Genomic DNA, 25,720 nt, shown 5'->3' with positions numbered 1-25,720 from the left:
GTTATACCTCCAGATCAACTTCAGTTAAACGACCAAAAAGCAGAATGCAAAACTTCCTGATGAATTTGCGATCGCTCGACTAAAAATTCTATTTTAGCGGTTGAGAGTGCATCGCCGTTAGCATAACATTCAAGCCAGGTTTTTGTGATCACATTTGCATCTAAGGGGAGTTGGGAGAGTTCCCATCCCGGAAATTCTAATTCTTCCATTAACTGCGTGACTTTGGGATCATAACTGAGGGCAAAACATCGACATTCTTGTGTTGCTGCCATAATTAAACTATGAAATCGCATCCCAATCACCATTTCTACACCCCGAAAAACACCCTTGAGTTGACGTGGATCTTCGAGGATCAAAATTTGACTATGATTTGGAAGAGCGCGATGAAAAAGTTGGGCGATCGCTAAATCTTGACTAGGTTGAAAGGGAAGGAGTAAAATAAAAGCCTGGGTTGCTTTTTGAAACGAAACTAAAGCCTCAGTTAGAAGACTTAAACGTTCAGGAGTCAATTGGGGATGAGGACGCAACGTTAAAGCCACACGAGGAGCAGGTAAATCCCATAAACCAGGAACCGGTTGAGAGTCCAATGCCCAAACCGGATCGGGGGCGATAGTAAACGGAATTTGCCAGTCCGATAATAACTGCGCCGAAGCGCGATCGCGAACGCTAATCGTGGTACATTCAGAAAAACAACGTTGAGCTAATTTACGGGTAATCGAACGTCGTAAAGGGCCGATTCCCTGCGCCCAAGCAATTGTTTTCAAGCCCATTTGTTGCGCCAAACCCATTAATCCACCATAATAAAAAGGGCTAATGGCACTGGTGACATCCTGAATTAAACTTCCACCCCCCCAAATCAAAGCATCTGCCCCTCGCAAAACCTTGAACACTTCCAAAGCATTCATGCGATCGTAGCTAGCCACCTGATAACGTTCTTGGGTTTGGCTGGGGTTTCCCGAAAGTACGAGGGGTTCAACAGAAGGGGGTAACATCTGTAATAGGGATGCAAGTAATGCTTCATCTCCACCGTTTCCTTTGCCATAATACCCACTACAAACGACCCTTTTCATATTGAAATTTATGACTGTGAGATTTTAAACCAGAAGTTAATTCTCAACACCAAACCCGTAACCGATCGGGATGAAACAAAAAAAACAGCAGTTGAGATTTAGATGTTAGACTACCATAAATGAAGCATTGATAGCAGAGTAAATTGGCGATTAACTTAGCTAAAATTATATTATGCACGCACTTTCAATTCCCACCTGGATTATTCACGTTTCCAGTGTTCTCGAGTGGATGGCCGCAATTTGGTTTATTTGGAGGTATGGTGAAGTGACTCAGAATAAAGCGTGGTGGGGACTTTCGGTGGCAATGTTACCCGCCCTCGTCAGCGCCATGTGTGCTTGTACCTGGCATTATTTTGATAACCCCCCTTCCTTTGAGTGGATGGTCACGCTTCAGGCGGCGATGACGGTACTCGGGAATATTACCCTCTGTATTGCGGCTTGGTACATCTGGCGCAGTTTTCGATCCGTTAAAGAGTAATATCAAGCGAGAACAATGTTATCAAAAGACACCCTCTTTGCCCTTTCTTTATTTCCCTATTTAGGTTTTTTGTGGTTTCTGACTCGTTCAGGACAGACACCCCGTTTGGCATTAATTGGATTTTATGGCACATTAGTATTTGTGGGAGTCACGATTCCGGCTGGCATCTATGCCAAGATGGTCTATCACGACAGTTTGGCAAATATTGATTGGTTACATGGGGGTGCAGAGGTTTTCCTGACGCTATCAAATATTCTTGTTGTGTTAGGGTTCAGACAGGCAGTCATCAGCAAACAGTCCTCACGATAATGGAGAATCTTACCTTAAGTGGTCACGCCGACGGTGTAAAATCGGTCGCAGTCAGTCCGGATGGAAAAATCCTGATTAGTGCCTCTGAAGACGGTAAGATTAAAGTCTGGAACTTCAAAACCGGAGAGTGTTTACTCACCTTAGGAGGTCATCCCTTTGGAGTCAAAAATGTCGCCGTCAGTCCCGATGGTGAATTTTTTGCGACAGGCGGGGGAGATGGAACCATCAAAATTTGGAGTCTGAAAAACGGAAAACTGCTGCGAACTTTAGTCACGGGTTATTCTCGCCTCGACTCCGGGTTTATGCCCGTTGCCATTGTTCCCAATGCTAAAACGATTATCAGTCATAGCAGTAGTTATAGTCAAACGGTGCGGTTGTGGGATGTGGAAACCGGACAACTGAAAGGGACGCTAACGGGTCATGCGGGTTCGGTGAAGACTTTTAGTATCTCTCCGCGAGGGGATATCCTAGCGAGTGATGGTGCTGATAATAGCATTCGGTTGTGGAAATTACAAAATGAAGAATTAATTGGCATCCTCGAAGGACATACAGGCGGAGTGTTGACCTTAACTGTTAGTCCAGATGGCGAAACTCTCGTTAGTGGGGGAAAAGACGAAACGATTAGAATTTGGCAAATTCGCACTCAGAAGCTATTGCGAACCCTCTCCGGTCATTCCTATGCAGTGAATTCCGTTAAAATTAGTCCGAATGGTCATATTCTCGCCAGTGGGGGCTACGACAGTTTGATTAAGTTACGGGACTTAAACACCGGAGATTTACTCAATTTGCTTTCTGGACATTCAGGGGCTGTGAATACCGTTACCTTTAGTCCCGATGCCAAAATATTAGTTAGTGGGAGTGAGGATAAAACCATTAAACTCTGGAATTTAGATGATTTGCTGAATTATCATTAAGTGATCGTTAAAACTCAGTTGATTGTTGCTTCTAATCACCGTTCAAGAACGCTTCAGTCAATCGCCATCCTTTAGGACAATTATTAAAAACTCTAGCAGCTTATCCTCCTGTTGCCTTTACTCCTGATAGTCAAACCTTAGTTACAGGTGGAAAAAATGGTGATATTTTAGTTCAAAAATAGAGATAAAATAGAGATAAAAAATAATGCAACTCCAAACTCATCGTCTTATTCTCAGAGAATATAAACCGGATGATTTAGATAACATTATCAGCATTTTATCCGACCCCAAAACCATGAGTTATTGGCCACAACCGTTTAATCAATCCCAAGTCGAAGCTTGGATAAAACGCACTTTAGAGAGTTATCAACTCAACGGATTTGGTCGTTATTTAGTTCTCTTAAAAGAGACAGAAACAATCATCGGAGATGCAGGAATTTTAAAGTCAAAAGTTGCCAATGAATGGGTTAACGATTTGGGTTATATTATTCATTATCCCTATTGGGGAAACGGATATGCAACCGAAATTGCGACAGCACTCAAAGACTATGCTTTTACGGTTTTAAAATTAGATCATCTTCATATTAATATGCCCGCTAATCATCCTGCATCTCGCCGTGTTGCAGAGAAAATAGGCCTGAAATTTATTCGAGAATTTAACAATGAAAAAAATCGTCATATCAAAACATTGTTGTATGGAATTTGAGATTATTTCTGGATTTTTGAAGTCAATTCGATGATCACATCATATCTAAAATCATTCACTAATTGGGTTAATATTTTGGCTAAAGAAGCATGAGTTTCAGGAATTTGATCAATAACTTCAGTCATTAACTTACTATTGAGTTTAGTCGCGGCTTGATGCAAGGCTTGTATCCAGGTTTCAGGCATTATAGCTAACACTTCAGAGGTGAGTTGAGAGGGGTCAGTTATCTCCATTTTTTGAGGAAGTTGAGTATTTCCAGATTCATCAACATCGGGAGTTTCTTCATACAAAAATTTTACCCCTAAATGTTTGGAGATTTTTTCAAACAACACTTCAACTCGGAAAGGTTTGCGAACAAAATCATCACAACCTGCGGATAAAATCACCGTTCTATCTTGTTGAAAAACACTAGCCGTTAAAGCAATAATAACGGTTGCTTGACCTTGCAAATGTTGTTTAATGTATTGAGTCGCTTCATACCCATCCATGACAGGCATTCGCATATCCATAAAAATTAAATGGGGTTGCCATTTTTCCCAGATTGAAATTGCTTCTTGACCATTTTCTGCTTCCTGAACTTCAAATCCGAGCGGTTTCAACAATTTCACTACCAGTTGTCGATTAGTCCAGTTGTCATCAACCACTAAAATTCGATAATTCTGTTTATTTTCGGCTAATCCAATTACTTGTTTAATCGCAGTTTTTGAAGGGATGTGAGAAGTATTAGCGGGTTTAAAATTAATATTAAATCTAAAGCAAGTTCCCTGACCCAATTGACTACTAACCGTAATTTTTCCTCCCATAAGCTTGATAAATTTTTGGCTAATGGATAAACCCAAACCCGTACCCTGTTGAGATTTTCGTCCGGTTTCCGTTTGAATAAAGGGTTTAAAAACATATTGAAGTTCTTCTGGAGAAATACCGTATCCTGTATCTTCCACTTCAAAAATTAGCCTGTTAGCTTTTGAATTTTTAACGGTTTTAGTCCGTAAAATAATACAGCCTGCATCTGTAAATTTAATCGCATTTCCCAATAAATTAATTAAAACTTGACGGAGTTTACTTTCATCAGTTTGAATATACTGAGGAACATCGGAGTCAATCTCAAACAGTAATTTTAATCCTTTTGATTGAGCTTTTAACTCTAACATATCTCGCAGACAATGAAGCAGTTTAAGCAAGTCAAAATGTGCAGAATTGAGCGAAATCTGACCCGCTTCAATTTTAGACATTTCCAAAACATCATTAATCAGATTTAATAAATGTTCGCCACTTCGACCAATAATTTCTAAATGTTCTTGATGATCTTGAAGTAAAACTGATTGTTTCCGTTTCAAATCACGATTCATCAGTTGAGTAAAACCCAAAATTGCATTTAACGGTGTACGAAGTTCGTGACTCATTCGGGCTAAAAATTCACTTTTAGAACGGTTGGCGGCTTCTGCGGCTTCTTTTGCTTGTTGTAAGACAATTTCAGTGTGTTTGCGTTCGCTAATGTCTCGCACCACAGCACAACCATATTCTTTATTATTATATTCTAAATAACTTAAAGTAATTTCAACGCTAATATGTTCACCTGTCTTCATTTTATGAATAGATTCAAAGGTGAATGAACCCTGTTGTCTTAAATTTTCCCAAGAGATAGACCATTGATTTTCAGACGCATTCGGATCAATATCCTTCACTTGCATTTGCAGAAATTCATCCCGAGAATATCCGAGGGTTTTTGTCGCCGCTTCATTGGTATAAAAAAAACGAGCATTGATATCAGTAAACAGCACATAATCCCTTGATTTGTCAATCGAAAACTGAGTCAGTCGTAGCTTTTCATCAATCTCTTTTTGTTCTGTAATATCTTCTAAAACACCAATAATTCCAATTACATATCCATCAGTATCTAGCATCGGTACCCGACTGATATCTAGCCAAATTTGTCTACCATCGGTAGTCGGTTTTTGTTTTGGGGCGATAACATTTAACTCGGGTTCTTTAGAGGTCATAACTCGGCGATCTTGACGGCGATAAAATTCAGCAACTTCCCAATTTTTAAACAGATCATAGTCTGTTTTTCCAATCACAGATTCTGCACTTTCTAACTGAGCATATTCAGCCCATTTTTTATTACATCCTTTAAAGACTAAATTAGTATCTTTCCAAAAAACTTGTTGAGGAATATTATCTAAAACTAAACGTAAATATTCTTTCTGCTGTTTGAGATCTTCTTCAATTTTTTTGTATTCACTAATATCCTGAATTTGTGTAATTACCGAAAATGGATTTCCGACTGTATCGAGTCTCAGATAGCAGTGTAGAATTCCATAAACCCAATGCCCTTCTTTGTGGCGATAGCGTTTTTCGAGGTTATATTGCTTAAATTCTCCCTGAATTAATCGAGAAAAATAGTTCATACTCATATCTCGATCATGGGGGTGTGTAATCTGATTAAATCCCCGTTGCATGAGTTCTTTTCTACTGTACCCAATAAACTCACAAAACGATGAATTGACCTCTAAAAACTGCCCACCTAGCGACACTTCTGCCATGCCAATTGGGGCGAGATGAAACAAATCTCGAAAGCGATTTTCACTTTCTAAAAGAGCAGTTTCTGTTTGTTTTAGTTTTTCAGAGAGGGCTTGAATGGTTAAGTTTTCTGAGTTCATAGTTACTTTTAAGTAAACTTAAATAGGCAGGGTAAAGTAAAAAGTTGTCCCGACACCAAACTCGGATTCAACCCAGACTTTTCCGCCATGACGTTCAACAATTTTCTTACAAATCGCTAATCCGATACCCGTACCTGGATAGTCTTGAACAGTATGTAAGCGTTGAAAGACTTGAAAAATTCGCTCAAAGTAATCGGATTTTATACCAATACCATTATCTTGAATGATAAAGATCCATTCTTGGGGTTTTTGTTCGGTTGTAATCGTGACTTGAGGGATAATACCCGGACGACAATATTTAATCCCATTACTAATCAAGTTTTGTAATAATTGTCCGAGTTGAATTTTATCAGCTTTGACTGTCGGTAAGGTTTTATGAGTAATAATTGCCTGACTTTCTTCAATAGAATGATGAAGATTTTTTAAAGTTTCTGCTAAAATTATATTACAATCAATGGGTTGTAGTTCTTGACGTTTTGTTCCTACTCGACTATATTCTAATAAATTTTTTATCAACCCCTGCATCCGAATTCCTTCTTCTAAAATCGGAGTCACATATTCGTCGGCTTCTTCTTCTAAAATAATTTCTGATTTTAAAGATAGAAGTAATTCAGCAAACCCGGTAATTGTTTGTAGCGGTTGTTGTAAATCGTGAGAAGCAATATAGGCAAATTGTTCAAGTTCTTGGTTAGAATGAGCTAAGTCTTGATTGAGTTGATGGAGCTTTAAGTTTTGGGCGTGTAGTTGTTTCTGTAGCCGACAAATCGTGAGTTGATTTTCGACTCTCGCTAACACTTCTTCAACTTGAAAGGGTTTAGTAATGTAGTCTACTCCTCCCACGCGAAACGCTTTAACCTTATCAAAAACATCATCTAAAGCACTCAAAAAAATCACTGGAATATTTGATGTACTGACTTGAGACTTGAGTTCAGCACAAACTTCATAGCCATCAAGTCCTGGCATTTTAATATCGAGTAAAATCAAATCAGGGGGTGCATTTTGAACAGCCATTAATGCAAGTTTTCCATTAATCGCACACTGAACTTCATAGCCGCGATCACTTAATGTCTCTGACAAAAGACGTAAGTTATCCGGTAAATCGTCAACAATTAAAATATTTCCCTTCTGTTCGCTCGCCAAATCGCTGTTCATAAGATATTTGATATTCAGGTTAGACTCAAAACCCCTCTATTTTACGACCCAGAGTCATTTATGAATCTAACTTATTGTAGCGGACAGAAGACCTCTTTTGCTAATTTTTCTATGTTAAGAAGCTTTTCAGATCTTCTTTATTCTTGACGATTTGGGGAATTACATCAGACGTTGTACAACCTCCTGATAAGCCGCACTATTCATCCCAACTCCTCTTTCAGCTAAACGAGGATCGAGGTATTGTTGCAGGGTATAAATTCGATCTGAAGTCGCCGGATGAGTGCTTAAAATCGTGGGTGGAGAACCACTTCCGAGTAATTTTTCCATAAAATCTAAAGCGGCTTTTTGAACATATCCAGCCTTTCCTAAAGTAATGATTCCTAAGCGATCTGCTTCATACTCTGCCTCTCGACTTTTCGGGCGTCTTAATGCCAACTCTACCCCAATTTGTACAGCTAAATTATTATCTAATCCTGCGGCTGAAGCCACTCCTTGAGCAATCGCAATTTGACGCATTTGTTTGAGAGAATGTTCTCCGACAATATGAGAAATTTCGTGGGCAATAACACTGGCTAGTTCGGCTTCATTATCTGCTGCTAAAATCAACCCTTTATGAACATAGACAAAGCCGCCCATGGTTGCAAAAGCATTCACTTGATCATCATTAACCACTTGAAAAGTATAGGGAATGTCTGGACGTTCACTCGCTTTAACTAATCGCTGACCAATTAAATCAATATACTGAGTTAAAGCTGGACTCGGATACAGTTTAAATTCTCGACCTACCATGCGATCATTAATCTGTTTGCCGAGTGCAACTTCCTGGCGATCAGAAATTGTAGAAAGCTGAAGAATTCTTACACCATGAAAAATAATTTTCTCAATCGGAATTGCTTGTACAGCAGGAAGTGAACTAATCCAAAATGTTAGTGCAGTACAAACAGAAAGTACAGGATAAAACCAGCGACGAGGAAAACATTTAGACTTGAATAACAAGAGTTTAGACATGATCAATCCTTTGATATTAAACTTGTATTTCGGGAAAAGAAAATCGACAAATTATTTTATCAAGGTCGAAAAAAATCACAAAAAATTACAAGTTATTTAGATATTTTTATATATTTTTTATGATTTAAAAACAACATAAATTTGTTGTATTATTCTTTTTAAAACAATCGACTTAAGTTCATCTTTTTAGGTTGAGAAAGGTAATAACCCTGAGCATAATCCAAACCTAATGCTTTTACTTCATTAAAAATTTCTTCGTTTTCAACCCCTTTAGCAATCACCTGTAAGCCCATGCTCTGACCCAGATAGTTAATCAGTTCTACAATTGCTTTATCTGTAATATCTTGACCCATCTTTTTGACAAAGCGTTCGGAAATCTTTAAATAATCAACAGGAAGATATTTCAGATAAGTAAAAGAGGACATATTGCTGCCACAATCGTCTAAAGCACAACAATAACCGCGAGTTTGTAAATCAGTAATGACATCAGAAGCTAGCCTTAAGTTTTCCAGTGCTAAACGCTCGGAAATTTCAAAGCAGATCAGATCAGGAGACAGTTCAAACTCACTCACTTGAGCATGAATATACTCAAATAAGCGATCATCTCTTAAGTAAGCAGGGGATAAGTTGATTGAAAAGCGATGATTCTCTAAAATATGAGTAGGAGCTTGGGCTAACTGTTCAAATAAAGTCGTAATTACCCGTCGTTCAATTTGTGAACTAAGATTATAATGTTCCGCAACACCCAGAAAACGAGCAGGTGAAATGAGTTGATTATTCTCTGTTCTCAAACGAAGCAAAACTTCAGAAAATCGACGATAATCTAATGTTGTTAGTGGAGTAATTTCTTGTAGATATAAACAAAAACGATTCTCAGATAAGGCTTGCTTAATTTGCTTAACCCATTGCCAATCACTTAAAAAATGAACAACATTTTGATGGGTCTGTGGTCGGGAGAAAGTCCGATGTTTTTTCCAGGTTATAGAAACCATTCTTGACACTCCTGCAAATAAAAAAGTATAAACTTTGATCTATTTCCAGATTAACCCTAGACTGTAAGCTACCGATGAACGTTATATGAGAGTTTTCTTAAAAAATAAATCAGGCTTATATGATAGCCTATAAACGATGCAAATCTAAGCCAATCTGCCCTTTCTCAGCGATTGCAATGGTTGTCTATGTCTCTATCTACAAAATCAAACAAGTTTAAGGAATATTAAAGTTTTGAAACATCATAATTCTTAACAGTTCCACTTGATGGGCTTGTACTCGCAATTGTAAGAGATTAACCGGATTAGACCACTCAATCTTTGCATTCAGATAAAGACAAAGGGTGAGGATAGCCGCTAGCAGTAGTTTTTCAAACATAATCAACTCCTCTCAAAAAAGTTCTATTGCACCGAACTTTGGTGTATGCAAAGATAATACAAAATTTCACGAAAACTCTAAATGATTTCACACAATATTCAATATGACCTAATTAACGCATTGATTGTGATGCAGGTCACACCCCTCGCCAATTTAGGGGATTTCAGAGCAAACATAAAGAAATAATATCTAATCAATTCGAGTCTCCACCGTAATTGTTATTAAAAAAACAAAATTATTTCAATCAACCGATCACGGGAGCGACCTCCGCCCTGTAAAATATATCAGTAGAGATTTGTCGATAGGCTGGAGGGTACAATGCTGGCACATATTCTGGCGATTGCTGTTGGTTTGGGGAGCTTCGCCGTTTACATGGCCGCCTTCTTTTTTCCAGAAGTTCATCGCAAAAATGACTTCTTCTGGAGTGGCGTGGGATTCTTTTATGCACTGATTTTGTGGGTCTGTGCCGGACGCATTACGGGAGCCGTCCTCCTGGGTCAAATCGCGAGTGTTGCCTTACTGGGTTGGTTTGGCTTACAAACTCTGTATTTGCGACGAGTCGTAACGCCGATATCACAAAAAACCCCTGTTCCCGCAAAACTGCAAGAACAAGTCGAGGGTTTATTTGCGGTTCAAGCCCAGGAACCCCAGGTCATATCTGCCCCCAAAATTGATAATCTTGACCAAGATGGCGCTCTCCCCGTTGCGCCGCCAACACCCCCCGAGCCTGCTGGTGTTGAATCTCCACCTGAAACTGTTCCAACGGAACCCAACATTCCGGTTTCCTCAGAAATTCCCTCAGAAATTCCCTCAGAAATTCCTGAAGTTATTGAAGAAGTTATTGAAGAAGTTTCACCGTCTGCCGAAACAGAATTGACTTCTGAAACAGCAATTGAATCAGAAGATGAACCTGTCATTTATCAACCCGAACCCGAACCCATTTCGGCAACAAAAATTGAATGGGAAGATGAAGTAGACGAACAAATAGAAGAAGAAACAGAAACAATTTCTCAACCCCAAACCCCATCACCCCCTGCATCTCAGCCTAAACGATTATCACGAGTATTTCGCTCGATTACAGGTTTATTCAATCGGCGTCAAAACAAACCTTCTTCTCCTGTTTCTCCCGTCGAAACTTCAGCAGAAAATCAAACAGAAGAAGCCAAAGTTGAACCGGAAACCGAAGAAACACCAACTCTAGAAACTGTTGTTTCTCAAGAATATATCACCCCAAAAACCGAACAACCAGAACCCACACCCGTAACAGAAACAGAAGCAATCTATGAATCAGAAATAGAGTCTTCCTCGGAATTAGAAACACCATCCGAAGACGATTTTCAAGAAATTACGGTCACGGTTGAACCGGATATTTCTTCAGTCACTCCCTTTGAACAAATGACATCTGCTTCTGAAGATTCTTCCGAAGAAATCGTCTCAGAATCCTCTAACCCAAATCCCTCGCCCCCCGATGAAAATCAAAATCTGAAGCGGCCTAATCCTCCTGATCCTGATTTAAAAGAAGCCGCTAAAAAACAAAACCAATCAACCGACTCCGAACATTAAACGTTGAAAACATCCTTAATTTTAATCAATTATTATGGCAACTTGGCAATGTGTTAAAAACTGTGGGGCTTGCTGTTATCTCGAACCCTCAGAACGTCCAGAATTAGATGAATATCTCGGCTCAGAGGAGTTAGAATTGTATTTGAGTTTAGTCGGAGAAGATGGATGGTGCATTCACTATGATTCCCAAAACCGAGAATGTAGCATCTACTCTAACCGTCCTCGCTTCTGTCGAGTTCAGCCGGAAGTGTTTACAGAAATGTTCGGCATAGAACCTCCAGAGTTGAACGACTTTGCGATCGATTGTTGTCAGCAGCAAATTGAAGGGGTTTATGGGGCTGACTCAACTGAAATGAAGCAGTATAATGATCAGGTGGGCTTTTGTGAAGACCCCGAAAATATCACCTCTTGAACCGATAGGCTTGCATCTTTGGGGCCAATATGAAAAGATTATGATTGAATCAGTAGAACAGACTATTTTTTGATAAACTGTGACACCATCTTCTGAGTTATTCCCTTCGTCTAAGCCACCCTCAAACTTCTCTAATGAGAGTTCTCCTGAACTCCCGATCAAGGAAACAACCGAACCAACATCATCTCTTGTTCAAGACTCTCCGATTCCCCAACCGAATCAGCCTCGCAAACCTAAAAATGCTTGGGCAATTTTTGCGTCTACTTTTGTAACAATTTTTCTTGCAGAAATTGGTGATAAAACTCAATTGACAACGCTGTTAATGACAGCAGAATCTCATCAGCCTTGGGTTGTTTTTGCAGGTGCCGGAAGCGCCTTGGTTCTCACCAGTTTACTCGGGGTTTTAGTCGGGCGATGGTTAGCCAGTCGTATTGAACCCAAAACCCTCGAACGGGCAGCCGGAATCAGTTTACTGGTGATTTCAGGTTTGTTGTTTTGGGAAGTTTTTAACTTCTGATGATCAGAACCATCCGGATCGGGATTTGTGATCAATTTCCCGATTGAACATCACAAAAGCATCAGTTTATCCGTTTATTGTAACTGTTGAATTTGATATTGAGCATCTCGATATCCTCCAGTTAATCCCTGTTCTAAATAAAGTTGTCCGGCAGTACGAAAATCATTAATTGCACCGCTTTTATCCCCTAAAGCAACTCGCACAATTCCTCGTCCGTAGTAGGCATTGGGATAATCGGGTTTGAGACGAATAGCTTGAACATAATCTGCGATCGCCTGATTATAATCTTGAAGTTCATAGTAGGTAGTCGCGCGATTGCTGTAAGATTGAGCATCATTTGGGTTCAGTTCAATCGCTTTTGTATAGTCGGCAATTGCTGCTTGAAAATCTTGTTGGGCAACTTGAACCATACCCCGATTACTATAAGCTTTGTGATCGGTTGGTGTGAGTTCAATGGCTTTGGTACAGTCCGCTAAAGCCTTGTCAAGTTCAGATATATTCAAATAAGCAACACAGCGATTATTATAAGCTACAGCGTTCGGTTCGAGTTGTATTGCTTTGGTACAATCATCGATAGCAGCTTGATGTTTGCTTAAATTAATTTGGGTACTACAGCGATTTCCGTAAACAAAACTGTTATCAGGTTGCAGTTCAATCACCCGATCATAATCTGCCAGGGCGCCTTGATAATCCCCTAAATGAAAGCGTGTTCGACCGCGATCATAGTAGGCTAAAATATTTTTAGAATCAAGTCGAATAGCTTGGGTATAATCGGCTAATCCCCCTTGTAAATCCCCTGAATTAACTCGGGCTATTCCTCGGGAACGATAAGCCAGAGGATGATCGGATTGTATCCGAATGACTTCGCTATAGTCTTCGATAGCCTTTTGATAATCTTCGAGGGCGTAGTGAGCAAGTCCTCGTTTATAATAAGCATCAACATCAGTCGGTTCTAACTCGATGACTTTAGAATAGTCAGCGATCGCGCCTGATAAATCTTGAGCATCATAACGGGCTAGTCCGCGATTAAAATAAGCATTAGTGTAGTTGGGATTGAGTTGAATGGCTTGAGTATAATCTTCGATCGCGTTTTGATATTGTTCGAGATCATAGTAGGCATTTCCCCGTTGATGGTAGGCTTCAGGATTGTCTGAATTATAGTTGATGGCTTGAGTTAGGGTTCTCACTGCTGCTTTAGGATTCCCTTTTTCTAGCTTTTCTACGCCTTGAGAGAAAGCAACTTGTGCTTTGATAGGGTCTGGACGATTAAAGACTTTAATTAATCCAAAAATTACTAATAATCCGACTAAGCTCGTTGCTGTCAATCCGACAATTTTTCCCCAATTAGTAATTTTTTGATCGGGATTTAAAGAAACTGAATTGGGAATATAAGTAAAATCAGATCGTCCGGTTATTTTCCTTAAATCTGAGATTACATCACTACAAGCTAGATAACGTTTTCCATGATAATGATGCACCATTTTATCAATAATTTTTGCTAAACCTGCACTGACCCGAGCGCGATTTCGCCACGTTATATCATCTGGGTTAGAAAGATTTGGATCTTGAAGTTTGGGTAAATCTGAAGCTTCTAACCCGGTAATGGCTTGAATAGCAATCATTCCCACTGCATACAGATCACTATTATATTGAGGATTACCTTGAAACTGTTCAATCGGCATATAAGACGGGGTTCCAGTCGCAATCGTCCGCATGGATTGATTGTTCCCATTTAAGAATTGATGACTCACTTCTTTGACTGAACCAAAGTCAATTAAAACTAATTTTTTATCTGAACGACGACGAATAATATTAGAAGGATTAACATCTCGATGAATGACTCCTTGTTCATGAACAAAGAGCATAATTTCTAATATTTGTTCTAATAACTTGATTACTCTTTCTTCTGGCCAAGGAGTACCCGGAACCAGTTCTTTTGAAAGAGAATGTCCTTCGATATATTCTTCTACTAAGTAGAAATGATTGTTTTCTTTAAAGTAGGCTAAAAGTAAAGGAATTTGATCGTGTCGTCCTAATTTTTCTAAAATTTCTGCTTCTTTTTCAAATAATCGTAACGCGGTTTTCAGAATTTTAGAATTATTATTCGGAGGACGAAGCTGTTTAACCACACATTGAGGATGACCTGGGCGACGAGTATCAGCCGCAAGATAAGTTTGTCCAAATGCCCCTGAACTTAGTATTTGAACAATGCGATACCGTCTATCTAAAAGTTGACCAATCATTTGCATAGGAGGGTTTAGCGTCTAAAATAATCGGTTTTATCAAATTCAACAGCAGTCAATGGGAATAAGGTTCTGATTTTAAATTCACATTTTTCCCATTTAAGAGAATGATTCTCTCAGGAAAAAACAGAGGTTTTTGATAAAAAAATAAGAATGAGATTGAGAGTCTATAGATATATTTTAAATTAGTTTCTGGTACTTTTCTCACTTCTTATCCAATTGATGTAACCTTGTCAAAATCAAGCTTAGTGTCGCAGAACCTAGTCATTGATCACTATGCACTAGACATAGACTGTGCTTTAGCACAACAGAGCGTTTAAGTTAATTGTGGCACAGAATCCGGATCTACGAACGAGTCTGGCTAAAAATTCATTCACAGAGGATAGGTTCTGACTCGCCCCTGACCCCATTCGAGAAGATTGAGTCGGCTTTGACGAACGATAAACTTCTGAAAACGATAGAATTTTGTTGAAGTTGTTTCTATTGAATAGAATATGGGGATCATTTTAACTTGAAGCTGATCTAAATTGAGTTCTAAAATCCAATCCCTAAACAGATTTTAATTGAACCTGTTGTTTTTTGGCAATTGAATCAAACCCCCTCAAGTTATTCAAATACACAATTCAATTTTAATTGAACTTAAAACCCCCAAAATTATTCCTCGGGTTAAATAAGTCGTTAATGGAGACTGCTGCAAACTCACCCTTAACTTCAGAGAAACCCCTCAAAATCAACAGCAAGACTCTATATACAAACTTCAGTCTAAATATACTCAGGACTGTGCAGGTACAGTTTCCTCAAGTGCTTCTATAGCAAAGCTTTTCAGCAATTAAACTAAAATCAATTTACTCAAAATCTGAAGAAAAACTAAAGTCACCCCGGACAATAAGTCATAGAGTTAATGGTAAAAATGTAGCCATTCATGGCCTGTTTTCGACCAATCTTGCTATCTAGGTCACTAGAGTTCACAAACAGGGTCGGTTGTGGCTACCCTAAAATAGCTATTCAGTCCTCACCGATTAAGGTCTTTATGGAATTTTTGTCGAATACACTGGTTCTTTCACGAATGCAGTTTGCGTTAACTGCAATCTTCCATATGCTGTGGCCTATCTTGACTACAGGAATGGGAGTTTATCTGGTTATTGTAGAAGGACTTTGGCTGAAAACTCGCAATCCTCAATATTATTATCATGCCCGTTTTTGGGCAAAACTCTACATTCTCAATTTTGGTATTGGTGTCGCCAGTGGAATTCCGATGGAGTTTCAATTCGGAACTAACTGGGCGCCCCTTTCTGAAGCCATTGGCAACTTTTTTGGGAGTATTATCGGCTTTGAAGCGTCAATGGCATTTATGTTAGAAGCCGCTTTTTTAGGAATTATGGTGTTTGGTTGGCAACGAGTTAACCCCTACATTCACTACATGGCAACAATTCTAGTTGCATTTGGGGCAAATTTATCCAGTTTTTGGATTTTAGTGGCGAATTCTTGGTTACAAAATCCCACAGGGGTTGAATTTATTGAGGGTGAATTTGTTGTCAAAGATTATTTTCAAGCCATTTTTAACCCCTATATGCCCAATAGTGTTTTACACATGGTATTCGCAACTTGGGAAACCACATTATTTGTAATTGGAGGAATTAGTGCTTGGTATATTCTCAAAAAACGCCATGAAGCGTTCTTCGGAACATCCCTCAAAATTGCCTTAGCCGCAGCCATTATTATCGCCCCGCTACAACTCTATATCGGACACCTTAGTGGTGAACAGGTTTATCATTTTCAACCCACAAAATTAGCGGCAATGGAAGCCCAATGGGAAACGATTCCCGCAGGGGTTTCAGCCGACTGGAGTATGCTTGCCATTCCCAATGAAAAAACGCAACAAAATGATTGGGAAGTCAAGTTTCCGAATGCTTTAGGCTACATTCTTGAATTCAAAAAAGAACTCTCTGAACCCGTGCAAGGGTTAAAAGAATGGCCGCCAGAAAATCGCCCCCATTTATTGGGATTAATTTATTACAGTTTCCGCATAATGATTGCCATTGGCTTCTATTTTGCGGGCTTAATGTTAGTCAGTGTAATTCAATGGCTACGGGGTCAATTTTCCCCTGAAAAGATAACTCAACAACCTTGGTTAATGTGGGGCTGGATATTAGCGGCACCGTTAGGATATATTGCTGTAGAATGTGGCTGGACAGTGCGTTGTGTTGGGCGTCAACCCTGGACAGTTTATAACTATATTCGCACAGAAGATGCAGTTTCTAATTTACCGCCCGGAGATGTTTTAACCACATTAACACTCTTTGCAACGGTCTACGCTATTCTATTATTTGCGGCGTTTTATTTTGGCAGTCGAATTATTAGAAAAGGGCCTGATTTTAACCTGCCACTTCCGGGAATGGAAGAACAACCCCCATTAAAGACTGAACCCGGAGAATTTATGCCCGATGAACGTCCTGTAGAAGCCCAACAATAAAGGAGAGTAAATGGAAACTTTAACGTATTTTCTCCCTCAAGTTTGGTTTGGAATTTTAGCCCTGTTTTTGTTGCTTTATGTAATGCTGGATGGGTTTGACTTGGGAGTTGGAATTTTATCTTTGACATCTTCAACCGAAGAACGTCGGGGTATCCTGATGACGAGTTTGAGTAATATTTGGGATGCCAATGAAACCTGGTTAGTATTAATGGGTGGGGCGTTATTTGGGGCGTTTCCGTTGGCTTATGCGACGATTTTGAGTGCGTTGTATATCCCGATTTTTATCATGATTTTTGGGTTTATTTTTCGGGGGGTGGCGTTTGAATTTCGGGAACAAGCCCGCAACAAGTTGATCTGGAATGTGTCTTTTGGAGTGGGAAGTTTTCTCGCCACTTTAGGTCAAGGATTTGCCCTGGGAGGAGTGTTAAAAGGGATTAAGGTTGATGCGTCCGGTCATTTTATTGGCGGTCATTTTGATTGGTTGACCTGGCAAACAATATTAGTGGCATTAACGTTAATTCAAGGGTATGTTTTGATTGGTTCGACCTATCTGATTTGGAAGACGGAAGGAGAACTGCAAAAAACTCATTATGCGACGGCTAAATTGGCAGCAGTTACAACTTTAGTGGGTGCGGTAATTATTACTGTTGCCACTCCCATTTTCTCCATTTTTGCCCGTGAACGCTTGTTTTCTAAGCCGATGGTTTATCTTTTCGCAGTAATTCCGGTGTTGGGGGTTGTGTTGATTTGGCAGTTAATTCGTAGCCTGAACAATAAAGCAGAAAAAACACCGTTTATTTGGACTATTTTGCTGTTTGTCCTCACGTTTTTTGGGTTAGGATTAGTTGTCTTTCCCTACATTATTCCAACTGAAATCACGATTTATGAGGCGGCGGCTGACCCGAGTTCCCTGGTGTTTATGTTGATTTTTATCGGGGCTTTAATTCCGGTGATGTTGTTCTACAACGTTTACCAGTATTTTGTGTTTCGAGGAAAAGTGACAAACGCCCATTACGGTGAATAGAATCCTAGTATGTGGGAGAATAGGAAACCCGAAAAATCAGTCGCGATAGAGAGACTAAGAGACAAAGATGCGCTTTTAGTGTCTCTGCGGTTCGTGTCTCCCTGAGACGGAGAAGCATAAGTTTGAGACTATTGAAGAAAAAATTAAGAATTAGGCAGTTTAATTCTTTTCGTAAAAATCAAAAATTTTTGCGGTAGAATATGGAAGCTGATTATCTCTGTCAACTGAGGAGAAGTCGTCAAAAACCCCATGTAGTCAAGAGGATAGCAGCTTCTGTTTCAATTGTTACAGTTTATCAATTCTCATCTCATCAAAATATTGACAGCCTGTCAATATTGCAGAATGTTAACGTTGATACTGTCAAAAGTCCAGATTGTCCTTAAAAATTTGTAATAGAAATATTCAAGCATTAGTTGTGTCTCGATACATTATTGCAAGCCTTTACTTGTGAGGTGTGACCGAGGTTTAGTACGGATGCCGAGGAGAATACCATGTTCGAGTCTCTATTTACCTCATTGAACGATCACAATTTACCCTATCCCGACACGATGCACCCTATCGTTGTGCATTTTGTGATTGCGATGGTATTGTTTGCGGTTTTGTGCGATGTGATTGGCTATTTCACACGCAGTACTCGTCTGTATGAGGTGAGTTGGTGGAATCTGTTTTTCGCTACAATTTCTATCTTTATCGCCATTATTTTTGGTCAGGCGGAAGCCGGGTTAGCATTACCGTACAACGCAGTCGAACAGACTCTCAATTTACATACCTTAATTGGCTGGTCGTTAGCGGGAATACTAGCTGCAATTACAGGTTGGCGGTATGTGATTCGCCTGAAAAATCCCCAAAAGTTACCAATATCTTATCTTGCACTGGGACTGTCGCTCTGTGTGTTAGTCGGCTTTCAGGTCTATCTCGGCGATGAACTGGTTTGGGTATACGGACTACATACCGTTCCCGTTGTTGAAGCGATTAAGGAGGGTATTCTTTAATGGATGCTGAACTGATTAACCAATTACAATCGCTAGGAGCAAATGGCTTACCCTATGCGATTCCCATTCACCCCAACTTAGTGCATCTTACCTTAGGTTTATTCATTATTGCGATCGCCTTTGATTTTGTTGGAGTTTTGTATCCATTTGAAAAACCCGTCTTCAAATTTTTAGCGATTCCGGCCGCTCGGGCAAGCTTCTTTGATGTTGGTTGGTACAATATGCTAGCATCGGCTATTATTACCGTGTTTACGGTAGCAGCAGGCTTTTATGAAATCATGCTCGCCAACCCCTATACTGATGTTAAAAGTGCTTGGGGAATGCAAGCAATGGAAACCATGCTGTGGCATGGTGTTGGGGGTGTTTTCCTGTTTGCGTTTATGGTTGGAATGACGATTTGGCGAGGATTTCAACGGTTTTACTGGCGCAAAGACAGAACCCGCCAAGTCCAGTGGAGTTATTTGATGGCAGGAGTCGCTATCTTATTGGTGATGTTTGTTCACGGAACATTAGGGGCGCAACTGGCGGCTGAATTCGGAGTTCACAATACCGCTGACCAATTATTGCGAATGGGTGAAAATCCGAATATTGTGCTGCGATAATTACAGTGAACAGTTAACAGTTAACAGCTTTTACAGCAAACAGTAGACAGTGAGAAGTTAACAGTTAACAGAGAATAGGTGAAATGATAACTGATAACTGAAAGAACTGATAACTGAAAGAACTGATAACTGATAACTGATAACTGGTGAAGCAGTACAGTCTTGGCAGTTTCCGTCGAGTCTTAACTGCCTCACCCGAAAGGTCACTGTCTACTGTATTAAAGAGGTTTATTGCTATGTCTGGTGATTTAACAGGAGGGTCAACCCCTCAAAATTCGATTCGCAAGTGGTTAATTTTAACGGGAATTGCGATTGTTTTAGCCGTTATTAGTATAGGAATTGGAAAACTTTCCTATTCTTGGCTACCCCCACAAGCGGCAGCAGAATCGATTCTGGTCGATGATTTATTTAGTTTCTTAGTAACTCTCGGTGCCTTCATCTTTCTAGGAGTAACCGGAACTCTAATCTATTCAATCATCTTCCATCGTGCTGCTAAATATGACATGAGCGACGGCCCTCATATTGAAGGGAACGTTACCTTAGAAATAGTTTGGACTGCTATTCCAATTTTATTAGTCTTTTGGATTGCCGGATATAGCTACCAAGTCTACCAAAAAATGGCAATCAAAGGGCCGATGGAAGTGGTTCATCTACATATGCCGGTGGGGATGGAATCGGCTTATGCCGCACCAATCGCCTCAACAGGCGAACCCATAGAAGATATCGAAGTGATTGGGAAACAATGGGCTTGGGTGTTTCGTTATCCGGAAGACAACATCACCAGTACCGAACTTCACTTACCCACCAATAAACGAGTTCGACTGGCATTAAAATCAGAAGACGTTTTGCATGGATTTTACATTCCGGCATTTCGTCTCAAACAAGATATCATTCCTAGCAAGACCATCAACTTTGAATTTACCCCAATTCGTGAGGGGACTTATCAACTGACTGATTCTCAATTTAGCGGCACCTATTTCGCCACAATGACAGCAAACGTGGTGGTAGAATCTCCTGAAACCTATCAGCAATGGTTAGCAAATGCGGGGAGTCAACCCCCCACAGCAGCCCCCAACCAAGCGGCAACTGAATACGCCGAAGAACAAAAGGAAACCATTAAAGTTGGTTGGCCGACGATTAAACCTGCCCCTGCCCCTCTCGTTAACTATCACAACTAAATTACAGGTGACAGGAAACAGACAAAAAGCATTCATGTCATTCTTTTTTCCTCAACTTCTAAATTTCTGTATGGGTAATTCATAAATTACCCCAACTAAACTTCTGAACTCCTGTGAATATACATTAGGAAATTTCATCGATGAGTAGTACCCCGATAGAAAGCAAAAGTACGACGGGTCATTCCCATGCCGAAGCGGTAACAACGTGGAAAACTTACTTTAGCTTTAGTACAGACCATAAGGTAATTGGCATTCAATACCTGGTCACTTCTTTTTTCTTCTTTCTGATTGGCGGCATCTTTGCCATGATTATTCGGGGTGAATTAATGACCCCCGAATCCGATTTAATCGAACGCAGCTTCTATAACGGAATGTTCACAATGCACGGCACCATCATGCTGTTTTTGTGGACGTTTCCCGCCTTAGCCGGGATGGCAAATTATCTCGTCCCGTTGATGATTGGGGCGCGAGATATGGCGTTTCCGAGGCTGAATGCGGCGGCATTTTGGATGATTCCCGTTGTCGGTATTTTAACGATGGCGAGTTTCTTCCTGCCTTCGGGTTCAGCACAATCAGGTTGGTGGTCTTATCCTCCTGTCAGTACCCAAGTTCCGTTAGGATTTTGGCTGAATGGTCAGGCGGTGTGGATTCTTGCCGTTGCCATTTCGGGGGTTTCCTCGATTATGGGTGCTTTGAATATTGTCACCACCATTGTCAAAATGCGGGCGCCGGGAATGACCTATTTTCGGATGCCTGCCTATGTTTGGACGGTATGGGCGGCACAAATTATTCAACTGTTTGGACTGCCTGCCTTAACAGCCGGGGCGGTAATGTTGCTGTTTGATGTGACAGTAGGCACCAGCTTTTTTGACCCGGCAGATGGCGGAAATCCGATTATCTTCCAACACTTGTTTTGGTTCTATTCTCACCCGGCGGTTTATGTAATTATTCTGCCTGTCTTTGGTATTTTTTCCGAGATTTTCCCCGTTTATGCGCGGAAGCCCTTATTTGGCTATAAAGTGGTTGTCGTTTCCTCGATGATTATTGCCGGGGTTAGCGGTTTGGTTTGGGTGCATCATATGTATGCCAGTGGAACTCCGGGCTGGATGCGGTTGATTTTCATGCTGTCAACCATGTGTGTTTCAGTACCAACGGGAATTAAAGTCTTTGCTTGGGTGGCAACCATCTGGGGCGGTAAACTGCGTATGAATACACCGATGCTGTTTGCTTCCGGGGCGCTGATTTTATTTGTATTTGCTGGAATTACAGGCATTATGTTGTCGTCGGTTCCTGTCGATATTCACGTTAACAATACTTACTTCGTGGTGGGTCATTTCCATTACGTTCTGTTTGGGACGGTGACGATGGGGCTGTATGCTGGCATCTATCACTGGTTCCCGAAAATGACCGGGCGGATGTATTACGAAGGTTTAGGTCAATTACACTTCTGGTTAACCTTTATCGGTACAAACCTCAACTTTTTACCGATGCACCCGTTAGGCTTAAATGGAATGCTGCGTCGGGTGTCTTCCTATGACCCTGAATATACCTTCTGGAACGTGATTGCCAGTTTAGGGGGGTTTTTACTCGGGATGTCAACCTTGCCGTTTATTCTGAATATGGTGAGTTCTTGGAGTCAGGGTAAACCCGCTCCCGATAACCCTTGGCGGGCGATAGGTTTAGAATGGTTAGTGCCTTCTCCGCCTCCGGTTGAGAACTTTGAATCTCTCCCCATTGTGATTAGTGAACCCTACGGTTATGGGAAGTCTGAACCCTTAACCGCCAATGACCCCAATGTGAAATTACCCTCTCCTGCACCTCAACCTGTTGAGTAGGGGAATTGTTATAGTAACCCGTTTTTACAGTGACCCGTGAATTTTGAGAATTGAGAACAGGTATGGGCAATTCTTGAATCTTCCCTACACTGCTGACGGGTTACTGTCAAACGGTTAACTGTCAAAGACGACAAATCAACAATAAGGGCATATACCATAGGCCCCAACGGAGAAAGAATTATGACAACGAATAGTTCCTTAACTTCTGAACAGCTAGAAGAATATTTGCACGAAGCCGTTGGTGAACACGTTCACGACGAAGAAGCCAATAGTATGTTTGGCTTTGTGGTGTTCCTGCTGTCAGAAAGTATTATTTTCTTGAGTTTCTTTGCCGCTTATATCGCCTACAAAACAACGACAGTAAACTGGCTACCCGCTGGAGTTGAGGGGTTAGAAGTTAGAGAACCTGCCATTAATACTGTCGTTCTGGTTTCCAGTAGTTTTGTCATTTACTTCGCAGAACTCGCCCTCAAACGCCATAATTTAACCATCTTTCGTCTGTTTCTCGCCACAACAATGGTGATGGGAAGTTACTTTTTGGCCGGACAAGCGATTGAATGGAGTGCCTTAGAATTTGGCTTTACCAGTGGCGTTTATGGCGGAATGTTTTACCTGTTAACGGGTTTTCACGGCTTACACGTTTTAACAGGCGTCTTGTTACAAGGGATTATGTTAGGGCGGTCTTTCTATCCCGGTAACTATGATAAAGGTCATTTCGGTTTTGAAGCGACTTCGTTATTTTGGCACTTTGTTGATGTGATTTGGATTGTCTTATTTCTCCTCATCTACATCTGGCAATAATTAGGGTATAGGGGACAGGTTACAGGGGAGAGTAAAAACCAATCATCCAAGAGTTTTTTTCTAACTCCTAAGTTATAATTCCTGTTCCCTCTTCCCTGTTCCGGTGTTCCCTATTTACTGTAATTACTGCTATGATTATCGACGACCAACACTACGACGTTATTATTATTGGTACAGGCGCAGGTGGTGGCACTTTAGCCCAAAAACTTGCACCGACAGGAAAGAAAATTCTCATCCTTGAACGGGGCGATTTTATGGCTTTAGAGGAGCAGAATAGAGCCGAAGTTGATATTTTCAAAAAAGCTCGATATCGTGCGCCTGAACGCTGGTACGACCCGGAGGGTGAATCTTTTTCTCCCTTAATGAACTATGCAGTTGGTGGCAATACCAAGATTTACGGTGCCGCATTACTGAGAATGCGTGAACGGGATTTTGAAGAAGTCAAACACCAAGAAGGAATTTCTCCTGAATGGCCTGTAAAATATAATGACTTTGAACCCTATTACACAGAAGCTGAAAAGCTTTATCAGGTTCATGGTCAAGTCACAAACGACCCCACAGAACCGCCTCACAGTGCAGACTATCCTTATCCCGCGATTGGTCACGACCCTTGTATTCAAAAGTTGGTTGATGCTGTTGCGGAAAAAGGTCTACATCCGACTTCTCTACCGATGGGATGGACGCGCCAAGAAGATGACCCCACAAGTGATTCTCAGGTTTATGGGATTGATTTAGCCCTCAAACATCCGAACGTGACGCTGAAAACGGGTGCGAAGGCGGTTCGCTTATTGACGAATGGTTCAGGGACGGAAGTTAAAGCCGTAGAAGTAGAAATTAACGGACAATCCTGTTTGATTTTTGCTAATATCGTCGTCCTGGCTTGTGGCGCGATTAACTCAGCCGCATTATTGTTGCAGTCTGCGAATGAAAAATACCCCACAGGACTCGCCAATCGTTCTGACCAGGTGGGCCGGAATTTAATGAAACAACAAATGACTGCAATTGTCCAATTGGATGCCGCCCCGAATTCGGGTCAGTTTCCTCGGTCTGTTGCAGTGAATGATTTCTATTGGGGAGATGAGAATTATTCCTATCCCATGGGTCACATTTACAATACAGGTGGATTGTTACAAGATGTTATTTTTGCAGAGTCTCCCCCGATTTTTTCTGTGTTGACAAAAGCAATACCCCAGTCTGGACTAAGACAGTTAGCCATGCGTTCTATTGGCTGGTGGGCGCAAACAGAGACGTTACCCGATGCCAATAATAGAGTGCGGGTGTTCGATAATAAGCTTTATCTTGACTATACTTCTAATAATGCAGAAGCCCATGACCGTCTTGTTTATCGCTGGCTAGAGGTGTTGAAATCTATTGACAAACAACGGGCGACTGTTTACCCTCGGGGTGAAGTTCCGGTTCAGGTGATGGCAAATCAGTGTGGAACTTGTCGGTTTGGCGAAGACCCCAAGACTTCTGTTTTGAACTCCAATTGTCGGACTCACGATGTTGAGAATTTATATGTGGTTGATAGCAGTTTCTTTCCCTCTAGTTCGGGTGTGATGCCTGCTTTAACGGTGATTGCCAATGCCCTGCGGGTGGGAGATCATCTCATTAGTTTACTCCATTAAGGGGAAGTTTTAGCGATCGCAAAGGATTTGTTAATTGTTGAAAAACTAAAAACGATTACTAGGGTAGGCAGTGCTTACCCTATTTTAATGATGTTTAAAGAATTGCTGAAATGTTATATCAAATACCGAAGCACCGATGCTACATATCTTTTTTCTCCCTATCTCCCTATCTCCCTATCTCCCCATCACCCTATCAATCCAATCGTATGTAGCAAATATTTAAGTATTGGATGTCATTCTGAAGACTAATAATTCAGTAAAATCACCGAAGATTCTATCTAGCTTGCTGATTATTAGTCTCTACTGTGGTCTAGGACGGAGTTGAAGTTGACTTTTCTCGATTGATGGTGTAAAGGTAAAATCTATGGAAATTGATGATCTAGTCCTGATCCTAGACCCCTTCAATTCAACTCAAAATTTTGTTGCTCCCTTTACATAAACCCCCCGGATATAAAGATCAAAGGGATTGTTATTGCCAATATTGTAAAGCTTCTGTTAAAACAGAGTAAATGTGTTGCTGCATATATTCTAGCTAGACTACCATTTTCAGTATAAACTTTATAAATCTTCACTGACTTAGGTCGGGATTGATGGTTAAAGTTTATACAATGGGGGAAGCAATCACAAATTATGGAGCCTTTCAAACTGAAATTGACCTTTTTTTAGGAAAAACTTGTGAATTGTCAAAGCATCTTCCGAAAAATTTATCTGATTACAGCTACATTTATCTATATGGTCGCTGTTGCTCTAGTTCTGGTTGGTATCGTTGTATTTGCAATATTCAATG

The 25,720-nt window shown here is 40.6% G+C and carries 22 protein-coding genes; 15 read left to right on the top strand and 7 right to left on the bottom strand.

Going from position 1 to position 25,720, the window contains the following annotated elements; genetic code table 11:
* Nucleotides 1–20: 20 nt before the first annotated feature.
* On the bottom strand, nucleotides 21–1,070 hold the full coding sequence (gene csaB, locus L8106_RS24425) for a polysaccharide pyruvyl transferase CsaB (RefSeq protein WP_009787180.1): 1,050 nt from the start codon (nucleotides 1,068–1,070) through the stop codon (nucleotides 21–23).
* Nucleotides 1,071–1,242: 172 nt separating this feature from the next.
* Between csaB and L8106_RS24420 the strand changes: the two genes are divergently transcribed.
* The 4 genes from L8106_RS24420 (at nucleotide 1,243) to L8106_RS24405 (ending at nucleotide 3,477) form a co-directional block, all read left to right on the top strand.
* Complete coding sequence (locus tag L8106_RS24420; protein ID WP_009787179.1) at nucleotides 1,243–1,548, top strand: DUF2499 domain-containing protein; 306 nt, start codon at nucleotides 1,243–1,245, stop codon at nucleotides 1,546–1,548.
* Between the two features lie 15 nt (nucleotides 1,549–1,563).
* A complete protein-coding gene (locus L8106_RS24415; RefSeq protein WP_009787178.1) occupies nucleotides 1,564–1,857 on the top strand; it encodes a DUF3593 domain-containing protein in 294 nt (97 codons plus the stop codon).
* Nucleotides 1,857–2,771: a WD40 repeat domain-containing protein gene (locus L8106_RS24410; protein ID WP_009787177.1), complete on the top strand. Its 915-nt coding sequence runs from the start codon at nucleotides 1,857–1,859 to the stop codon at nucleotides 2,769–2,771. The genes L8106_RS24415 and L8106_RS24410 overlap by 1 nt, the downstream gene beginning before the upstream one ends.
* Before the next feature lie 205 nt (nucleotides 2,772–2,976).
* Nucleotides 2,977–3,477 (top strand): GNAT family N-acetyltransferase, encoded by a 501-nt coding sequence (locus tag L8106_RS24405; RefSeq protein WP_009787176.1) that lies wholly within the window; start codon nucleotides 2,977–2,979, stop codon nucleotides 3,475–3,477.
* A 2-nt stretch (nucleotides 3,478–3,479) separates the two neighbouring features.
* Here L8106_RS24405 and L8106_RS24400 read toward each other — a convergent pair whose 3' ends face one another.
* The 5 genes from L8106_RS24400 to L8106_RS32570 form a co-directional block, all read right to left on the bottom strand.
* Nucleotides 3,480–6,137, bottom strand: a complete 2,658-nt coding sequence (locus L8106_RS24400; protein WP_009787175.1) for a PAS domain S-box protein — start codon at nucleotides 6,135–6,137, stop codon at nucleotides 3,480–3,482.
* Nucleotides 6,138–6,155: 18 nt separating this feature from the next.
* On the bottom strand, nucleotides 6,156–7,289 hold the full coding sequence (locus tag L8106_RS24395; protein WP_009787174.1) for a response regulator: 1,134 nt from the start codon (nucleotides 7,287–7,289) through the stop codon (nucleotides 6,156–6,158).
* Nucleotides 7,290–7,448: 159 nt separating this feature from the next.
* Nucleotides 7,449–8,297 (bottom strand): M48 family metallopeptidase, encoded by an 849-nt coding sequence (locus L8106_RS24390; protein WP_009787173.1) that lies wholly within the window; start codon nucleotides 8,295–8,297, stop codon nucleotides 7,449–7,451.
* 158 nt (nucleotides 8,298–8,455) lie between these two features.
* A complete protein-coding gene (locus L8106_RS24385; RefSeq protein WP_009787172.1) occupies nucleotides 8,456–9,289 on the bottom strand; it encodes an EAL domain-containing protein in 834 nt (277 codons plus the stop codon).
* Nucleotides 9,290–9,503: 214 nt separating this feature from the next.
* The gene (locus L8106_RS32570) at nucleotides 9,504–9,665 is read right to left on the bottom strand and encodes a hypothetical protein (protein ID WP_009787171.1); all 162 of its coding nucleotides are present in this window, start codon (nucleotides 9,663–9,665) and stop codon (nucleotides 9,504–9,506) included.
* A gap of 318 nt (nucleotides 9,666–9,983) precedes the next feature.
* Here L8106_RS32570 and L8106_RS29970 point away from each other — a divergent pair, with 318 nt between their 5' ends.
* From L8106_RS29970 to L8106_RS24370, 3 genes are all read left to right on the top strand, one after another.
* A complete protein-coding gene (locus L8106_RS29970; RefSeq protein WP_009787170.1) occupies nucleotides 9,984–11,228 on the top strand; it encodes a Ycf66 family protein in 1,245 nt (414 codons plus the stop codon).
* Nucleotides 11,229–11,262: 34 nt separating this feature from the next.
* Nucleotides 11,263–11,640, top strand: coding sequence for a YkgJ family cysteine cluster protein (locus tag L8106_RS24375; protein ID WP_009787169.1), 378 nt, complete (start codon nucleotides 11,263–11,265; stop codon nucleotides 11,638–11,640).
* A 79-nt stretch (nucleotides 11,641–11,719) separates the two neighbouring features.
* On the top strand, nucleotides 11,720–12,157 hold the full coding sequence (locus L8106_RS24370) for a TMEM165/GDT1 family protein (RefSeq protein ID WP_009787168.1): 438 nt from the start codon (nucleotides 11,720–11,722) through the stop codon (nucleotides 12,155–12,157).
* A 74-nt stretch (nucleotides 12,158–12,231) separates the two neighbouring features.
* On the opposite strand, the gene L8106_RS24365 is transcribed toward L8106_RS24370, so the two are convergent.
* Nucleotides 12,232–14,406: a serine/threonine-protein kinase gene (locus tag L8106_RS24365; RefSeq protein ID WP_009787167.1), complete on the bottom strand. Its 2,175-nt coding sequence runs from the start codon at nucleotides 14,404–14,406 to the stop codon at nucleotides 12,232–12,234.
* A gap of 1,024 nt (nucleotides 14,407–15,430) precedes the next feature.
* On the opposite strand from L8106_RS24365, the gene L8106_RS24360 reads away from it, so the two are divergent.
* The 8 genes from L8106_RS24360 (at nucleotide 15,431) to L8106_RS24325 (ending at nucleotide 24,933) form a co-directional block, all read left to right on the top strand.
* On the top strand, nucleotides 15,431–16,873 hold the full coding sequence (locus tag L8106_RS24360) for a cytochrome ubiquinol oxidase subunit I (RefSeq protein ID WP_039897131.1): 1,443 nt from the start codon (nucleotides 15,431–15,433) through the stop codon (nucleotides 16,871–16,873).
* A gap of 10 nt (nucleotides 16,874–16,883) precedes the next feature.
* On the top strand, nucleotides 16,884–17,897 hold the full coding sequence (gene cydB, locus L8106_RS24355) for a cytochrome d ubiquinol oxidase subunit II (protein ID WP_009787165.1): 1,014 nt from the start codon (nucleotides 16,884–16,886) through the stop codon (nucleotides 17,895–17,897).
* A 491-nt stretch (nucleotides 17,898–18,388) separates the two neighbouring features.
* The gene (locus L8106_RS24350; RefSeq protein ID WP_009787164.1) at nucleotides 18,389–18,889 is read left to right on the top strand and encodes a DUF2231 domain-containing protein; all 501 of its coding nucleotides are present in this window, start codon (nucleotides 18,389–18,391) and stop codon (nucleotides 18,887–18,889) included.
* Nucleotides 18,889–19,491: a DUF2231 domain-containing protein gene (locus L8106_RS24345; protein ID WP_009787163.1), complete on the top strand. Its 603-nt coding sequence runs from the start codon at nucleotides 18,889–18,891 to the stop codon at nucleotides 19,489–19,491. The genes L8106_RS24350 and L8106_RS24345 overlap by 1 nt, the downstream gene beginning before the upstream one ends.
* 236 nt (nucleotides 19,492–19,727) lie before the next feature.
* A complete protein-coding gene (locus tag L8106_RS24340) occupies nucleotides 19,728–20,669 on the top strand; it encodes a cytochrome c oxidase subunit II (RefSeq protein WP_009787162.1) in 942 nt (313 codons plus the stop codon).
* Nucleotides 20,670–20,809: 140 nt separating this feature from the next.
* Nucleotides 20,810–22,504: a cbb3-type cytochrome c oxidase subunit I gene (locus tag L8106_RS24335; protein ID WP_009787161.1), complete on the top strand. Its 1,695-nt coding sequence runs from the start codon at nucleotides 20,810–20,812 to the stop codon at nucleotides 22,502–22,504.
* Nucleotides 22,505–22,684: 180 nt separating this feature from the next.
* Nucleotides 22,685–23,305 (top strand): heme-copper oxidase subunit III, encoded by a 621-nt coding sequence (locus L8106_RS24330; protein ID WP_009787160.1) that lies wholly within the window; start codon nucleotides 22,685–22,687, stop codon nucleotides 23,303–23,305.
* A 131-nt stretch (nucleotides 23,306–23,436) separates the two neighbouring features.
* Nucleotides 23,437–24,933: a GMC oxidoreductase gene (locus tag L8106_RS24325; RefSeq protein ID WP_009787159.1), complete on the top strand. Its 1,497-nt coding sequence runs from the start codon at nucleotides 23,437–23,439 to the stop codon at nucleotides 24,931–24,933.
* Nucleotides 24,934–25,720 lie beyond the last annotated feature (787 nt).

The organism is Lyngbya sp. PCC 8106 (assembly GCF_000169095.1).
In the GTDB taxonomy this organism is placed as follows: domain Bacteria; phylum Cyanobacteriota; class Cyanobacteriia; order Cyanobacteriales; family Microcoleaceae; genus Capilliphycus.
Note: the sequence above shows the minus strand (reverse complement) of the source record. Positions and strands in the feature narration are given on the sequence as shown.

Bases quoted from the DNA above. Each gene is read 5' to 3' on its own strand.
- csaB (WP_009787180.1), bottom strand. From the start codon at position 1,070: ATGAAAAGGGTCGTTTGTAGTGGGTATTATGGCAAAGGAAACGGTGGA.
- L8106_RS24420 (WP_009787179.1), top strand. From the start codon at position 1,243: ATGCACGCACTTTCAATTCCCACCTGGATTATTCACGTTTCCAGTGTT.
- L8106_RS24415 (WP_009787178.1), top strand. From the start codon at position 1,564: ATGTTATCAAAAGACACCCTCTTTGCCCTTTCTTTATTTCCCTATTTA.
- L8106_RS24410 (WP_009787177.1), top strand. From the start codon at position 1,857: ATGGAGAATCTTACCTTAAGTGGTCACGCCGACGGTGTAAAATCGGTC.
- L8106_RS24405 (WP_009787176.1), top strand. From the start codon at position 2,977: ATGCAACTCCAAACTCATCGTCTTATTCTCAGAGAATATAAACCGGAT.
- L8106_RS24400 (WP_009787175.1), bottom strand. From the start codon at position 6,137: ATGAACTCAGAAAACTTAACCATTCAAGCCCTCTCTGAAAAACTAAAA.
- L8106_RS24395 (WP_009787174.1), bottom strand. From the start codon at position 7,289: ATGAACAGCGATTTGGCGAGCGAACAGAAGGGAAATATTTTAATTGTT.
- L8106_RS24390 (WP_009787173.1), bottom strand. From the start codon at position 8,297: ATGTCTAAACTCTTGTTATTCAAGTCTAAATGTTTTCCTCGTCGCTGG.
- L8106_RS24385 (WP_009787172.1), bottom strand. From the start codon at position 9,289: ATGGTTTCTATAACCTGGAAAAAACATCGGACTTTCTCCCGACCACAG.
- L8106_RS32570 (WP_009787171.1), bottom strand. From the start codon at position 9,665: ATGTTTGAAAAACTACTGCTAGCGGCTATCCTCACCCTTTGTCTTTAT.
- L8106_RS29970 (WP_009787170.1), top strand. From the start codon at position 9,984: ATGCTGGCACATATTCTGGCGATTGCTGTTGGTTTGGGGAGCTTCGCC.
- L8106_RS24375 (WP_009787169.1), top strand. From the start codon at position 11,263: ATGGCAACTTGGCAATGTGTTAAAAACTGTGGGGCTTGCTGTTATCTC.
- L8106_RS24365 (WP_009787167.1), bottom strand. From the start codon at position 14,406: ATGCAAATGATTGGTCAACTTTTAGATAGACGGTATCGCATTGTTCAA.
- L8106_RS24360 (WP_039897131.1), top strand. From the start codon at position 15,431: ATGGAATTTTTGTCGAATACACTGGTTCTTTCACGAATGCAGTTTGCG.
- cydB (WP_009787165.1), top strand. From the start codon at position 16,884: ATGGAAACTTTAACGTATTTTCTCCCTCAAGTTTGGTTTGGAATTTTA.
- L8106_RS24350 (WP_009787164.1), top strand. From the start codon at position 18,389: ATGTTCGAGTCTCTATTTACCTCATTGAACGATCACAATTTACCCTAT.
- L8106_RS24345 (WP_009787163.1), top strand. From the start codon at position 18,889: ATGGATGCTGAACTGATTAACCAATTACAATCGCTAGGAGCAAATGGC.
- L8106_RS24340 (WP_009787162.1), top strand. From the start codon at position 19,728: ATGTCTGGTGATTTAACAGGAGGGTCAACCCCTCAAAATTCGATTCGC.
- L8106_RS24335 (WP_009787161.1), top strand. From the start codon at position 20,810: ATGAGTAGTACCCCGATAGAAAGCAAAAGTACGACGGGTCATTCCCAT.
- L8106_RS24330 (WP_009787160.1), top strand. From the start codon at position 22,685: ATGACAACGAATAGTTCCTTAACTTCTGAACAGCTAGAAGAATATTTG.
- L8106_RS24325 (WP_009787159.1), top strand. From the start codon at position 23,437: ATGATTATCGACGACCAACACTACGACGTTATTATTATTGGTACAGGC.